At 68.1% G+C, this 12,192-nt stretch carries 12 protein-coding genes; 5 read left to right on the top strand and 7 right to left on the bottom strand.

Going from position 1 to position 12,192, the window contains the following annotated elements; all coding sequences use genetic code 11:
• Positions 1 to 63: 63 nt before the first annotated feature.
• A complete protein-coding gene (locus PSQ39_RS02225; RefSeq protein WP_273924958.1) occupies positions 64 to 1,062 on the bottom strand; it encodes a sialic acid TRAP transporter substrate-binding protein SiaP in 999 nt (332 codons plus the stop codon).
• A 94-nt stretch (positions 1,063 to 1,156) separates the two neighbouring features.
• On the bottom strand, positions 1,157 to 1,885 hold the full coding sequence (locus tag PSQ39_RS02220; protein ID WP_273925611.1) for a FadR/GntR family transcriptional regulator: 729 nt from the start codon (positions 1,883 to 1,885) through the stop codon (positions 1,157 to 1,159).
• Between the two features lie 184 nt (positions 1,886 to 2,069).
• Here PSQ39_RS02220 and PSQ39_RS02215 point away from each other — a divergent pair, with 184 nt between their 5' ends.
• Both PSQ39_RS02215 and PSQ39_RS02210 read left to right on the top strand, forming a co-directional pair.
• On the top strand, positions 2,070 to 2,804 hold the full coding sequence (locus tag PSQ39_RS02215) for an SDR family oxidoreductase (protein WP_273924957.1): 735 nt from the start codon (positions 2,070 to 2,072) through the stop codon (positions 2,802 to 2,804).
• 128 nt (positions 2,805 to 2,932) lie between these two features.
• On the top strand, positions 2,933 to 3,796 hold the full coding sequence (locus PSQ39_RS02210) for a fumarylacetoacetate hydrolase family protein (RefSeq protein WP_273924956.1): 864 nt from the start codon (positions 2,933 to 2,935) through the stop codon (positions 3,794 to 3,796).
• 109 nt (positions 3,797 to 3,905) lie between these two features.
• Here the strand turns inward: PSQ39_RS02210 and PSQ39_RS02205 are convergent, their stop codons facing one another.
• Genes PSQ39_RS02205 through PSQ39_RS02195 form a run of 3 tightly spaced genes read right to left on the bottom strand, consistent with a single transcriptional unit; the run spans position 3,906 to position 6,788 of the window.
• Positions 3,906 to 4,901 carry a Bug family tripartite tricarboxylate transporter substrate binding protein gene (locus PSQ39_RS02205; RefSeq protein ID WP_273924955.1) on the bottom strand — a complete coding sequence of 332 codons (996 nt, stop codon included), beginning with the start codon at positions 4,899 to 4,901 and terminating at the stop codon, positions 3,906 to 3,908.
• Positions 4,902 to 4,941: 40 nt separating this feature from the next.
• Complete coding sequence (locus PSQ39_RS02200; RefSeq protein WP_273924954.1) at positions 4,942 to 5,760, bottom strand: BKACE family enzyme; 819 nt, start codon at positions 5,758 to 5,760, stop codon at positions 4,942 to 4,944.
• A gap of 53 nt (positions 5,761 to 5,813) precedes the next feature.
• The gene (locus tag PSQ39_RS02195) at positions 5,814 to 6,788 is read right to left on the bottom strand and encodes a 3-hydroxyacyl-CoA dehydrogenase family protein (RefSeq protein WP_273925610.1); all 975 of its coding nucleotides are present in this window, start codon (positions 6,786 to 6,788) and stop codon (positions 5,814 to 5,816) included.
• A gap of 76 nt (positions 6,789 to 6,864) precedes the next feature.
• Between PSQ39_RS02195 and PSQ39_RS02190 the strand changes: the two genes are divergently transcribed.
• Positions 6,865 to 7,824 carry a LysR family transcriptional regulator gene (locus tag PSQ39_RS02190; protein ID WP_273924953.1) on the top strand — a complete coding sequence of 320 codons (960 nt, stop codon included), beginning with the start codon at positions 6,865 to 6,867 and terminating at the stop codon, positions 7,822 to 7,824.
• A 30-nt stretch (positions 7,825 to 7,854) separates the two neighbouring features.
• Here PSQ39_RS02190 and PSQ39_RS02185 read toward each other — a convergent pair whose 3' ends face one another.
• Complete coding sequence (locus PSQ39_RS02185; protein WP_273924952.1) at positions 7,855 to 8,361, bottom strand: CreA family protein; 507 nt, start codon at positions 8,359 to 8,361, stop codon at positions 7,855 to 7,857.
• 80 nt (positions 8,362 to 8,441) lie between these two features.
• On the opposite strand from PSQ39_RS02185, the gene PSQ39_RS02180 reads away from it, so the two are divergent.
• On the top strand, positions 8,442 to 9,230 hold the full coding sequence (locus PSQ39_RS02180; RefSeq protein ID WP_273924951.1) for an SDR family oxidoreductase: 789 nt from the start codon (positions 8,442 to 8,444) through the stop codon (positions 9,228 to 9,230).
• The gene (locus tag PSQ39_RS02175; RefSeq protein ID WP_409241989.1) at positions 9,230 to 9,532 is read left to right on the top strand and encodes a 2Fe-2S iron-sulfur cluster-binding protein; all 303 of its coding nucleotides are present in this window, start codon (positions 9,230 to 9,232) and stop codon (positions 9,530 to 9,532) included. The genes PSQ39_RS02180 and PSQ39_RS02175 overlap by 1 nt, the downstream gene beginning before the upstream one ends.
• Positions 9,533 to 9,603: 71 nt before the next feature.
• On the opposite strand, the gene cphA is transcribed toward PSQ39_RS02175, so the two are convergent.
• Complete coding sequence (gene cphA, locus PSQ39_RS02170; RefSeq protein ID WP_273924949.1) at positions 9,604 to 12,183, bottom strand: cyanophycin synthetase; 2,580 nt, start codon at positions 12,181 to 12,183, stop codon at positions 9,604 to 9,606.
• Positions 12,184 to 12,192: the final 9 nt, after the last annotated feature.

Here is a 12,192-nt window from a genome sequence, read left to right as displayed (position 1 = left end):
CGGGCCGGTGGGGACAAAAGCGCCGGCCCGGGCGGGCGCGGCGCGGCGGGGGCAGCCGCAGGCTCAGCGGATGGCCTGGATGCGGTCCCAGTCTTTTTTGTCGTAGCCCATGGTGCTCATGTCGATGGCCTTCACGATGCGGTCGCGGAAGGCGTTCTTGTCGACCTCGACCACGTTCAGCCCGCGCTTCTTGAAGTCGTCCACCAGCTCGCCTTCACGCTTCTGGATGTCCTTGGTGGCACTGGCTGCGGCCTCTTGCATCACGTCGGTGAACAGCTTGCGTTCGCCTTCGTTGAGGGCGTTCCAGACGTGGGGCGCGACCTGCGTGATCAGCGAGTCGTTGATGTGGCCGGTCAGGATGATGTTCTTCTGAACTTCAAAGAACTTCTTCGCCTCGATGGTCGGCAGCGGGTTCTCCTGGGCATCGACGGTGCCGTTTTGCAGCGCCAGGTAGACCTCGGCAAAAGCGATTGGCGTCGGGTTGGCGCCGCAGGCGCGCGGCAAGGCCATGTAGGCCGGCACGTCGGGCACGCGCATCTTCAGGCCCTTCATGTCGTCGCAGGTCTTGAACAGCTTGTTGCTGGTCGAGTGGCGCGCGCCGTAGTAGGTGACGGCCGTGACCTGGATGCCGGTCTTTTGCTTGTAGCCGTCGGCCAGCTCCTTGAACACATCGCTCTTGGCGTACTTGATCAGGTGGTCGGCGTCGCGGAAGGTGTAGGGGTAGTAGCCCACGCCAATGCGCGGGAAGCTGCGCGAGGCAAAGGACGCGCCCGAGATGATGATGTCCACCGTGCCCAGCTGCAGGCCCTGGTTGATGTCGCTCTCCTTGCCCAGGGTGGAGGCCGGGAAGACCTGGATGTCGAACTTGCCGTTGCTGCGCTTCTTGATTTCGTCAGCGGCCCAGACCGACCACTTGTGGTACGGCTCGGAGGTCTCGTAGACGTGGGCCCATTTGAGCTTGGTCTGGGCTTGGGCCAGGGTGGGGGCGCCCAGCACGCCAGCCATCAAGAGGCTGGCGGCCAAGGTGTGCAGGCTGCGGCGGGGAAGGCTCAGTCGGTTCATGTTGTCTCCTGTCGTTGTCGTTGCGGTGTCAATCGGTCGGGTCGTCGTCAACTTGTCCTGCCGCGCCTGCCCCCAGGTCACGGTGCCGGGCGGCTCAGCCGCTGCCCGCTCGTTTGGCCTGGCGCCAGCTGGCGCTGAAGCGGCTGTGCGAGTTGTCCATGTGCCGGTGCATGGCGGTGCGCGCGGCGTCGGCGTCATGCGCGGCAATGGCTTGGTAGATGGCTTCGTGCTCCTCGATGGCGGCGCGCCAGGAGGGAAGGGTTTCAAAGTAGCCGCCCAGGCGCTCGAACAGCGGGCCCCGGCGTGAATCCCAGAAGTGGTGGATGGTCTCGATCAGCACCATGTTGTCGCAGGCCTCGACGATGGCCGAGTGGAAGGCGCGGTCGCCATCGAGCGGCATCACGCCCTGGTTGGCCGAGGTGGTCATGTCCTGGATGGCCTGGCGCATGGCGCTCAGGTGGCGGCGCTTGGCCTGCACGGCGGCCAAAGCGGCGATCTCACCCTCGACCACACGGCGTGCGCGGATCAACTCCAGCGGCCCCCACTCGGTGGGCGCAATCTGCACCGCCGCCGGGCCACCGGCCACCGGCAGGCGGGCCAGCACATAGACGCCCGAGCCGGTGCGCACTTCGACCCAGCCTTCGACTTCCAGCGCAATCAGGGCTTCGCGCACCGAGGGGCGGCTCACGCCCAGTTGGCGAGCCAGGTCGCGCTCGGCCGGCAGGCGCGAGCCCGGCGCGAATTCGCCTTGCTCGATCAGGCCGCGCAATTGCTCGGCGATCTGGCGGTAAAGGCGTTTGGGTTCAACGGACTGGATGGGCACGGCGCAGGGTTTTCTCAACAAGACAGGGGCGGCTGAAGACCGGCTTGGGCCCCTCAGGGTTATTCATGAGTGGCCAAGTGGTCAGACCAATTCAGAATGCCACGGAAGGCTGGCGAGCCCATCAGGCAAAACCCTGAAGCGCGCCCAATGTGTTTTCTCACCTCGTTTTTTCATCGGAGATGGCATGAGACTCAAAGGAAAAACCGCCCTGGTCACTGCGGCGGGGCAGGGCATTGGCCGGGCGGCTGCTCTGGCTTTGGCGGCCGAGGGCGCCGAGGTGTGGGCCACCGACCTGAACACCGATTTGCTGGCGACTTACCAGGGTGAGCCACGCATCCACACGCGGCGTCTCGACGTGATGGACAAGGCCGCCATCCAGGCCTTGGTGGCCGAGTTGCCGCGCCTCGATGTGCTGTTCAACTGCGCTGGCTTTGTGCACAGCGGCACCGTGCTGCAGGCCACCGACGAGGACTGGAATTTCGCCTTCAACCTCAATGCCCGGGCCCAGTTCTGGACCGTGCAGGCCGCGCTGCCGCGCATGCTGGCGCAGGGCGGCGGCAGCATCATCAACATGGCCAGCGTGTGCAGCAGCCTCAAAGGCCTGCCCAATCGATTCATCTATGGCGCCTCCAAGGCGGCGGTGATTGGCCTGACCAAGAGCGTGGCGGCCGACTTCGTGGGCCAGGGCGTGCGCTGCAATGCGGTCTGCCCCGGCACGGTGGACACGCCCTCGCTGCAAGACCGCATCAACGCCAACGACGACCCGGTGGCGGCGCGGCAGGCCTTCATCGCGCGCCAGCCCATGGGGCGTTTGGCGCAGGCGCATGAGATCGCCCCGCTGGTGGTGTTCCTGGCCAGTGATGAGTCGGCCTTTGTCACCGGCCAGGCCTACTCGGTCGATGGCGGCATCACCATCTGATCCTGGCCTGCGGCCTGCCTTGGCAGCGGCCGGCCCTGTGTCAGCTTTTGTTCTCTTTGTCGATAATGACCCGCGTGCGTCCGCCAGCCGTTTGGTGGCCCGGCCGCCGACCAACCTGAAAGGACCTCATGAAACTCGTACGTTATGGCAAGCCCGGCCAGGAGAAGCCCGGCCTGATCGATGCCCAAGGCAAGCTGCGCGATTTGAGCGCGGTGGTGAAGGATGTGGGTCCTGAGCAGCTCAGCGATGCCGCCCTGGCCAAGCTGGCCAAGGTCAATGTGGACAAGCTGCCCCTGGTGCGCGGCAAGCCTCGTTTTGGCACGCCGGTGGCGGGCACGCGCAAGTTCATCGCCATCGGCCTGAACTACGCTGACCACGCCGCAGAGTCGGGTCTGCCGATCCCGCAGGAACCCGTGGTGTTCACCAAGGCCATCAGCTGCATCCAGGGCCCGAACGACCCGGTGATGCTGCCCAAGGGCTCGAAGAAGACCGACTGGGAAGTCGAGCTGGGCGTGGTGATTGGCAAGCGCGCGCGCTACATCACGCAAAAAGAGGCGCTGTCCCATGTGGCCGGCTACGTGACCATCAACGATGTCAGCGAGCGTGAGTTCCAGATCGAGCGCGGTGGCACCTGGGACAAGGGCAAGGGCTGCGACACCTTCGGCCCCATCGGCCCCTGGCTGGTGACGCGCGACGAAGTTCCGAACCCGCAAAAGCTCAGCATGTGGCTGGACGTGAACGGCCAGCGCATGCAGACCGGCAACACCAAGACCATGATCTTCAGCGTGGCCAAGATCGTCAGCTACCTGAGCCAGTTCATGACCCTGGAGCCCGGCGACATCATCACCACCGGCACCCCGCCGGGCGTGGGCATGGGCATCAAGAAGGACGGCCAGCCGGCCCCGGTCTACCTGAAGAAGGGCGACGTGGTCACCCTGGGCATCGAAGGCCTGGGCGAGCAGCGCCAGGACGTGGTGGCCTTCAAGCTCTGAGCGGCTTCACCTTGCCTAGGCCGCTGTGGGCCTGGGCGCAGCGGCGTGGCCCAGGCCGCGTCGCCTCCACCGGCCCACCGTGGCCGGGCCTCGCCAAGGGGCTGGGCGCTCAGTCCAGCGTCACACCTGAATCCTTCACCAGCTTGCCCAGGCGCACGGCGTCGCGGCGGATCAACTCGCCAAACTGGGCAGCGCTGCCCGCCACCACCGGGGTGCCAATGGCTTCCCACTTCTTGCGGAATTCGGGCTGGGCAAAGATCGCATTCAAGGTGCTGTTGAGCTTGTCCACGATGGCGGGGGGCGTGCCGCTGCGCATGGCAATGCCGTGCCAGCCCGTGAACTCATAGCCTGGCATGCCTGCCTCGGCCATGGTGGGCACGTCGGGCAGGTTGGGCACCCGTTTGGTGGTGGTCACGGCCAGCGCGGTCAACTTGCCCGACTGGATGTAGGGCAGTGAGCTGCCGAGGATGTCGAACATCACATTCACCTGGCCACCCAGCACGTCGTTCAGCGCCGGGCCCGCGCCCCGGTAGGGGATGTGCGGCATCTTCACATCCTGCAGGCTGTTGAACAGCTCACCGGCCAGGTGCTGGGGCGTGCCGTTGCCGGCCGAGGCAAAGCTCAGGTCCTGGCGCTTGCCGTCCTTGAGCGCGGCGATCAATTCCTTGAGCGACTTGATGCCGGTTTTGGGGTTGACCTCCAGCACCAGCGGAAACGACGAGAGCTGGATCACCGGCACCAGGTCGGTTTGCGGGTTGAAGGTCATGCTGCGGTACAGCGTGGGGTTGACCGCCATCGGGCCGCTGGCGGCCAGCAGCAGGGTGTAGCCGTCGGCTGGCGCCTGCTTGGCGACTTCACCGCTGCCCAGGTTGCCGCCGGCGCCGCCTTTGTTGTCGACCATCACCGTCACCCCGAGCTTGGTTTGCAGCTCGCCTTGCAGCAGGCGCGCCATCAGGTCGGTGGGGCCGCCCGGCGGGTAGGGCACGACGAAGCGGATGGTCTTGCTGGGCCAGGCGTCTTGCGCCAGCGCGGGGCTGGCGACCAGGGCCGCCGAGGCGGCCAGGCCCGCGGCGAGAAGGGTGTGAATGAATTGTTTTCTTTGCATGGTTGTCTCCGGGGGGGCTGGGGCGAAAAGGGGGCGTGGCTCAGGCACCAAAGCGTTCGCGGATGTGGCGCGCCGTGGCCAGCGGGCGGCCCAGGCTGGCCGCGGCTTGCGCGGCCTGGGCCACCAGCGCGGCGTTGTGCGGGGCGCGGCTGCCGTCCTTGAGCTGCAGGTTGTTTTCAAAGCCCACGCGCACATGGCCGCCCAGCGAGGCGGCGGCCGTCACGCAAGCGTGTTCGGTGGCGCCAAACGCGCACACGGCCCAGGGCTCGGGGCCGCTGTGGGCGTGCACAAAAGGCACCAGGTCCAGCGGGCTGGAGGTCTGGCCGGCGGTGTAGCGGCCCAGCACAAACAGCAGGAACCACGGCGCCTCGGGCACCACGCCACGCGCGCGCAGCGACTGCCAGCGCTGCAGGTCGGCCACGTCGTAGAGGATGACTTGGGTCATCACCCGTTCGCGGGCCAGCCAGCCAAAGAAGTCCGCCAGGCCAGCCTCACCGATCTCGGGCTGGTCCAGCTCGCGCAGGCCCACCGACACGGCCTCGGGGCGCAGCTCGCGCACCATGGCGATCTGCGCCGGGGCGTGGTAGACGCGGGCCGCTTCGCTGGTGACTTGCAGCACCATCTGGTCGCCCACGGCCGCTTTGACCGCGCTCAGCGCGTCGCGGTAGCCCTGCACGTCCAGGCTGTGGTGGCCGGCGGCGTCACGGATGTGCAGGTGCAGCATGGACGCGCCTGCGTCCAGGCACTGGCGCGCGCACAAGGCCAGGCTGCTGGGTGTGATGGGCAGGGCGGGGTGGTCGCTGAGCTGTTTGTAGGCGCCATTGGGGGCGCTGGTGATGATCAGGGGTGTGGTGGGCATGGGCGGGTCCTGGGGCGGTGGGGCGGTGCGGGGCGTGGGGGGCAGTGAGGGGCTCAGTCGCGCTCGATCGGGGGCAGCTCGGCGGCCAGCAGGGTCAGGCCTTGCTGCAACAGGGCGTCGTAGCGCTGGCGCTCGGCCAGGCGGCGCTCTTCGGGCCAGTCGTAAAAGCCCCCTCCGGTTTTCATGCCCAGGCGGCCGGCGGCCACGCGCTCGCTGAGGGCGAGTGCCGGCGTGGTGTTGGCCGCCAGCGAGGGGTACATGGTGGCGGCGGCCGCGCAGTGCACGTCCAGGCCCGCGTGGTCGCGCTGCATGACCGGGCCGGCCGCCAGGTAGCGAAAGCCAAAGCCAAAGCGCACGGCAGCGTCCACGTCCTCGGGCGTGGCCACGCCCTCGTCGATCATGGCAAAGGCCTCGCGGGCCAGGGCGTGCTGCAGCCGGTTGGCCAGGAAGCCGGGCTTGTCCTTGCGCACCCGCACCGGTACGCTGCCGCAGCCGCGCATGAAGCTGCACAGGCGCTCCGCCTGGGCCTCGTCGGTGCGCGGGCCTTGCACCACCTCGACCAGGGGCACCAGGTGGGCCGGCATGAAGAAGTGCAGGCCCAGCATGCGCTCGGCCGTGGGCAGGCCGTCGGCGATGGCGCTGATGGGGAAGCTGGAGCTGTTGCTGGTCAGCACGCAGTCGGCCGGCGCGTGCTGCAGCAGTTCGCCAAACAAGGCCTGCTTGAGGGGCAGTTTTTCAGGGATGCATTCAATCACCAGCACCACATCGGCCCAATGCACTTCGGCCAGGCTGGCCACGCACTGCACCCGCTCGGCGCGGGCGCCCAGGTCCAGGGGCGTCAGGCCCTGGTGCACGCGCAGGGGCAGGGCTGCACGTTGCGCTTCGTTGGGGTCGGTGACGGTGACGCGGCAGCCGCCACGGGCCAGCACGGTGGCCACGTCGGCGCCCATGGTGCCCGCGCCAATGACAACGGCGTGGGTGTGGCGGGGGTGTTCAGGCAGCAGGTTCAAGACAAAGTCCTCGGTCAGGTTCAGCACAGATGGGCGCAGTCTAGGAAGCCCGCATTGAACCGTCTAGACGATTTTTTCAATAAACTGATCGGCTATGAAGATCAATTGGTCCACGCGCGAGTTGGAGGTGTTCCTCGCCCTCGGGCAAACCCTGAGTTTTCGGCGCACCGCCGAGCAGGTGCATTTGTCGCAGTCGGCGGTGTCTGGCGTGCTGACCCGGCTGGAAGAAACGCTGCAGGTGCGCCTGTTCGACCGCACCACGCGCAGCGTGCAACTGACCCTGGCGGGCCAGGTGTTTCTGGAGCAGGCGCAACTGCTGTGCACCCAAGCCGACGAGGCTGTTCGCGCCGTGCGCAGCGTGGCCGAATTGCAGGTCGGGCAGGTGACGTTGGCCGCCTTGCCCTCGCTGGCGGCCACCGTCGTGCCCCTGGCGATGGCGCGCCTGACCGAGCGCCATCCCGGCATTCGCCTGGCGGTGATGGACACCTTGTCTGGCCCGGCCTTTGACCTGGTGCGCAGCGGCCAGGTGGACTTTGCGCTGACGGCGGCCAACCCCGCCTACGCCGACCTGGACTACCAACCGCTGGCCTCGGACGGCTTCGTGCTGCTGCTGCCGGCGCAGCACGCCCTGGCCAAGGGACGGCGCGCCCTGGCCTGGTCCGACGTGGCTGAGTTGACGCACATCTCCATGCCCCTGCCCACCAGCGTGCGCCAGTACGCCGACGCGGCTTTGCTGCAGCACCGGCTGCGCTTTGCGCCGCGCTACGAGGTGGAGCACCTGGCCACCATCAACGCCATGGTGGCTGCAGGCCTGGGGGTGGCCGCCCTGCCTGAGCTGGCGGCGGCGGTCGCGCCTTTGACGGGGGTGGTGCGTCGGCGCTTGGTCGAGCCCGACATCCTGCGCCCGATTGGCCTGGTCACCCGGCGCGGGCGCAGCCTGAGCCCCGCCTCGGCCGAGATGGTGGCCCTGCTGCGCGAAGAGATGCAGCGCCTGGTGCCGCGCCGGCGCAAGCCAGTGTCCAGACCCGTCCCGGCGTCTGGCGAAGAAGCCTGAGCGCCTGGCCGGGGCGCTGGCGCCGTGCGCTTATTTGAGCGGAATCGTCATGGCCCGGTCCACCGGCACGGCGGTCACGCTGTTTTGCGGCGAGCCGTCCACCAGGCGGTCCGAGTAGCTCAGGTAGACCAGGGTGTTGCGCTTGCTGTCCACCATGCGCACCACGCGCAGGCGCTTGAACAGCAAGGACATGCGCTCGGAAAACACCTCGTCCTCCTGGCGCAGCGTGCCCTTGAACTCGATCGGGCCGACCTGGCGGCAGGCGATGGAGGCTTCGGCCTTGTCTTCGGCCACACCAAAAGCGCCCGACAGGCCGCCCGTGCGGGCCCGCGAGACAAAGCAGGTCACGCCCAGCACTTGCGGGTCGTCATAGGCCTCCACCACGATCTTGTGGTTGGGGCCGATCAGCTTGAAAGCGGTGCTGACATCGCCCACCACCTCGGGCCCGGCCAGGGCGGCCTGGGCGCCCAGCAGCAGGGCGGCCCCCAGAAAAAGCGAGTGGGTGCGGTTGGACAGCAATGGGCGAAGACGCAGCATGGGTTCTCCAGATCAGACGGCCGGCGCGCGGCGATTGCGGTAGTCTGCCTTGGTTTTGTGAAAACCTCAGGAGACACACCATGGATTTGCAATTGAAGGGCCTTCATGTGTTGGTGACCGGCGGCAGCAAAGGCATTGGCCTGGCTTGCGCGCGCGGCTTTCTGGACGAAGGCGCGCGCGTGACCCTGGTCTCGCGCAACCCGGCCAACCTGGCCGCCGCCCAAGCCAGCCTGGGCGTTGATGCCAGCCGCCTGGCCACCGTGGCCGCTGACCTGTGCGATGCCGGTGCCGCCCTGGCCGCGTTGGACGCCGCCGAGGCCGGCCTCGGCCCGGTGGACATCCTGGTCAACTCGGCCGGTGCGGCGCGCCGCACCCCGCCCGACGAGCTGCAGCCTGAGGCCTGGCACGCGGCCATGCAGGCCAAGTACTTCAGCTACATCCACATGATCGACCCGCTGATCAAGCGCATGGGTCAGCGCGGCCGAGGTGCCATCGTCAACGTGGTGGGCAATGGCGGCAAAGTGGCCAGTCCCATTCACCTGCCCGGCGGCGCCGCCAACGCGGCGCTGATGCTGGTCAGTGCGGGCCTGGCTGCGGCCTATGGCCCGCGCGGGGTGCGCGTCAACGCCATCAACCCCGGCCTGACCCTGACCGACCGCCTGCGTGAAGGCATGGCCGCCGATGCCCGGCTGCAGCAGATCAGCCCCGAGCTGGCGCTGCAGCGCGCCCGCGAAAAACTGCCCCTGGGCCGCCTGGCCGAGCCGGAAGAAATTGCCAACGCGGTGCTGTTCCTGGCCTCGGCCAAGGCCAGCTACATCACGGGCGCCATCCTGGCCATGGATGGCGCGGTCACGCCCATGGTGGTCTGATCGTGTCGGCTGGGGGGCGCATTGGCTTGCCCGAACAGGGCTGGACTTGGACGTCGGAGGCCGGCGACAGCCTGCTGGCGTCGGCTGAAGCCGCCGGCGTGACCCTGCCCAGCTCGTGCCGCAACGGCACCTGCCGCGCCTGCCTGTGCCGTTTGTTGAGCGGCCAGGTGCGCTACCGCATCGAGTGGCCGGGCTTGAGCGCCGAAGAGAAGGCCGAGGGCTGGATCCTGCCCTGCGTGGCCGAAGCGCTGGGCGACTGCACCTTGGCTGTGCCGGCGGCCAGCCGGGCGGCGTTTGACTAGGTCGGACTCGGGCCCGCCATGAAAAAGGCCGGCTTGCGCCGGCCTTGCTGGGGTCTGGGGCGGTCGGAGGCTCAGCGGCCTTGGGCCGCGTCGCTCACGCGTTTGGCCAGGTGGGCCAAGGCTTCTTCGACCTGGTCGACCAGCACCAGGCACAGGTCGCCTGGTTGCAGGCGGTCCAGCGCCACATCGATGGCCTTGAACTCACCCTGGATCTCTTCCACATGGCGGGTGCGGGTGGCGCCGGCCAAGCCCTGGCGCAGCAGGCCCATCACCTCGCCGTCGGCGCGGCCACGCTGGCAGGCGTCTTCGTACAGCACCACATCGTCAAAGGCCTGGCCCAGGATGGCGGTCTGCTCGGTGATGTCCTCGTCGCGGCGGTCGCCGGCACCGCTGATGACCACGGAACGGCGCTGCGCCGGCATGGCTTCCACGGCGGACACCAGGGCGCGCATGGCGTCCGGGTTGTGCCCGTAGTCGGCAATCACGGTGGCGCCCCGGAAGTCCATCACGTTGAAGCGGCCGGGGGCGTTGTCGCTGTCGTTGACAAAGCTGGCCACGCCGCTGCGGATGGTCTCCCAGCTCAGGCCCACGCCCCAGGCCGCCGCCACGGCGGCCATCACGTTGTCGATCTGGAAGCCGATGGTGCCGTTGCGCGTGATGGGCACGTCGCGCAGCAGGATGTGCTCGCGCCAGGTGCCTTCGGTGACCACGATGGCGTCCCCGTCCACATAGACGGTGCGCTTGCCTTGGGCGCGGTGTGTGGCCATCACGGGGTGGTTGCGGTCGCGGGCGAAGAAGATCACCTGGCCCGGGCAGCTGTCGGCCATGGCCGCGACCATGGGATCCGCTGCATTGAGCACGGCATAGCCAGCGGGGGCCACGTTTTGCACGATCACGCGCTTGACCACGGCCAGGTCTTCCACCGTGTTGATGTAGTTCATGCCCAGGTGGTCGCCGGCGCCCACATTGGTCACCACGGCCACTTGGCAGCGGTCGTAGCCCAAGCCTTCGCGCAGGATGCCGCCTCGCGCGCTTTCGAACACGGCCGCGTCCACGTCGGGGTGCAGCAGCACGTTGCGCGCGCTCTTGGGGCCGCTGCAGTCACCGCTGTCGATCTGGCGGCCGTTGACGTACACGCCGTCGGTGTTGGTCATGCCCACGCGCAGGCCGCTGGCCGTGAACAGGTGGGTGATCAGGCGCGCGGTGGTGGTCTTGCCGTTGGTGCCGGTGACGGCCACCACGGGGATGCGGCCATCGTCGCCGCTGTTGTAGAGGTGCGAGACCATGGCTTCGCCGACCTGGCGGCCCTTGCCATAGGAGGGCATCAGGTGCATGCGCAGGCCAGGCGCGGCATTGACTTCCACGATGCCGCCGTGCTGCTCTTCGAGCGGGCGCAGCACGCTCTCGCAGACCACGTCGACGCCGCAGATGTGCATGCCCACCATCTGGGCTGCCGCCACGGCGCGCGCAGCCACTTCGGGGTGCACGTCGTCGGTCACGTCGGTGGCGGTGCCCCCGGTGCTCAGGTTGGCGTTGTTGCGCAGGATCACGCGCTGGCCCTTGGGCGGCACGGATTCGGGCTTCAAGTCTTGCAGGCTCAGGCGCGCGATGGCGATGTCGTCAAAGCGGATCTTGGTCAGCGAGGTGGCGTGGCCCACGCCCCGGCGCGGGTCGGTGTTGACGATGTCCACCAGCTCGCGCACGGTGTGCACGCCGTCGCCGATGACTTGCGGCGGATCGCGGCGGGCAGCGGCCACCAGGCGGTCGCCCACCACCAGCAGGCGGAAGTCGTTGCCCGGCAGGTATTTTTCGACCAGCACCTCGCCAATGTCAGCGGCCGCCTTGTAGGCCAGGTTGAGCTGGGCGCGGTCGGTGATGTTGACGGTCACGCCCTTGCCTTGGTTGCCGTCTTGCGGCTTGAGGACCACGGGCAGGCCGATCTCGAGCGCGGCAGCCCAGGCGTCGTCTTCGTCGACGGCGGGGCGGCCCAGCGGCACCGGCACGCCAGCGGCGCGCAGCAGCATCTTGGTCAGGTCTTTGTCCTGGGCGATCGATTCGGCCACGGCGCTGGTGGTGTCCACCTCGGCGGCCTGGATGCGGCGCTGGCGCGAGCCCCAGCCAAACTGCACCAGGCTGCCCGAGGTCAGGCGGCGGTAGGGAATGCCACGTTTGACGGCCGCTTCGACGATGGAGCCCGTGCTCGGACCCAGGCGTTCGTCTTCGTCGGTTTCGCGCAACTGGGAGATCGCCGCATCGATGTCAAACGACGTGTTGTCCAGCGCCGCCTGGATCAGGGCCAGCGCCTGGTCAAAGGCCTGGCGGCCCACGACTTCTTCGCTGTATTCGATCACGACCTGGTAGATGCCGGGTTCGCTGGTGGCGCTGGTGCGGCTGTAGGTCACCGGGCAGCCGGCCTGCGATTGCAAGGCCAGGCCGGCGGCTTCGAGCACATGGGCCAGGGACACCGGGCCTTCGTGGCTGTCGGGGCGCAGCGCACCGATACCGGGGAAGAGGGCGCGGATGCGGGTTTCAAACCCGTCCAGACCAGCGACAGAGCGCTCTTCGGGGGCACATTCCACCACGGCCTCGATGGCGGTGTGGCGGCTCCAGATGTTGGGGCCGCGCAGGGCCCGGATGCGTGAGACTTGCATCAGTTTCTC

It is taken from the genome of Curvibacter microcysteis (assembly GCF_028649455.1).
In the GTDB taxonomy this organism is placed as follows: Bacteria; Pseudomonadota; Gammaproteobacteria; order Burkholderiales; family Burkholderiaceae_C; genus Curvibacter; species Curvibacter microcysteis.
This window is presented reverse-complemented; position numbering and strand designations above follow the sequence as displayed.

Excerpts from the sequence above, each read along its gene's own strand:
- PSQ39_RS02225 (WP_273924958.1), bottom strand. The coding sequence starts at position 1,062 with ATGAACCGACTGAGCCTTCCCCGCCGCAGCCTGCACACCTTGGCCGCC.
- PSQ39_RS02185 (WP_273924952.1), bottom strand. The coding sequence starts at position 8,361 with ATGCTGCGTCTTCGCCCATTGCTGTCCAACCGCACCCACTCGCTTTTT.
- PSQ39_RS02215 (WP_273924957.1), top strand. The coding sequence starts at position 2,070 with ATGAGACTCAAAGGAAAAACCGCCCTGGTCACTGCGGCGGGGCAGGGC.
- cphA (WP_273924949.1), bottom strand. The coding sequence starts at position 12,183 with ATGCAAGTCTCACGCATCCGGGCCCTGCGCGGCCCCAACATCTGGAGC.
- PSQ39_RS02190 (WP_273924953.1), top strand. The coding sequence starts at position 6,865 with ATGAAGATCAATTGGTCCACGCGCGAGTTGGAGGTGTTCCTCGCCCTC.
- PSQ39_RS02200 (WP_273924954.1), bottom strand. The coding sequence starts at position 5,760 with ATGCCCACCACACCCCTGATCATCACCAGCGCCCCCAATGGCGCCTAC.
- PSQ39_RS02180 (WP_273924951.1), top strand. The coding sequence starts at position 8,442 with ATGGATTTGCAATTGAAGGGCCTTCATGTGTTGGTGACCGGCGGCAGC.
- PSQ39_RS02205 (WP_273924955.1), bottom strand. The coding sequence starts at position 4,901 with ATGCAAAGAAAACAATTCATTCACACCCTTCTCGCCGCGGGCCTGGCC.
- PSQ39_RS02210 (WP_273924956.1), top strand. The coding sequence starts at position 2,933 with ATGAAACTCGTACGTTATGGCAAGCCCGGCCAGGAGAAGCCCGGCCTG.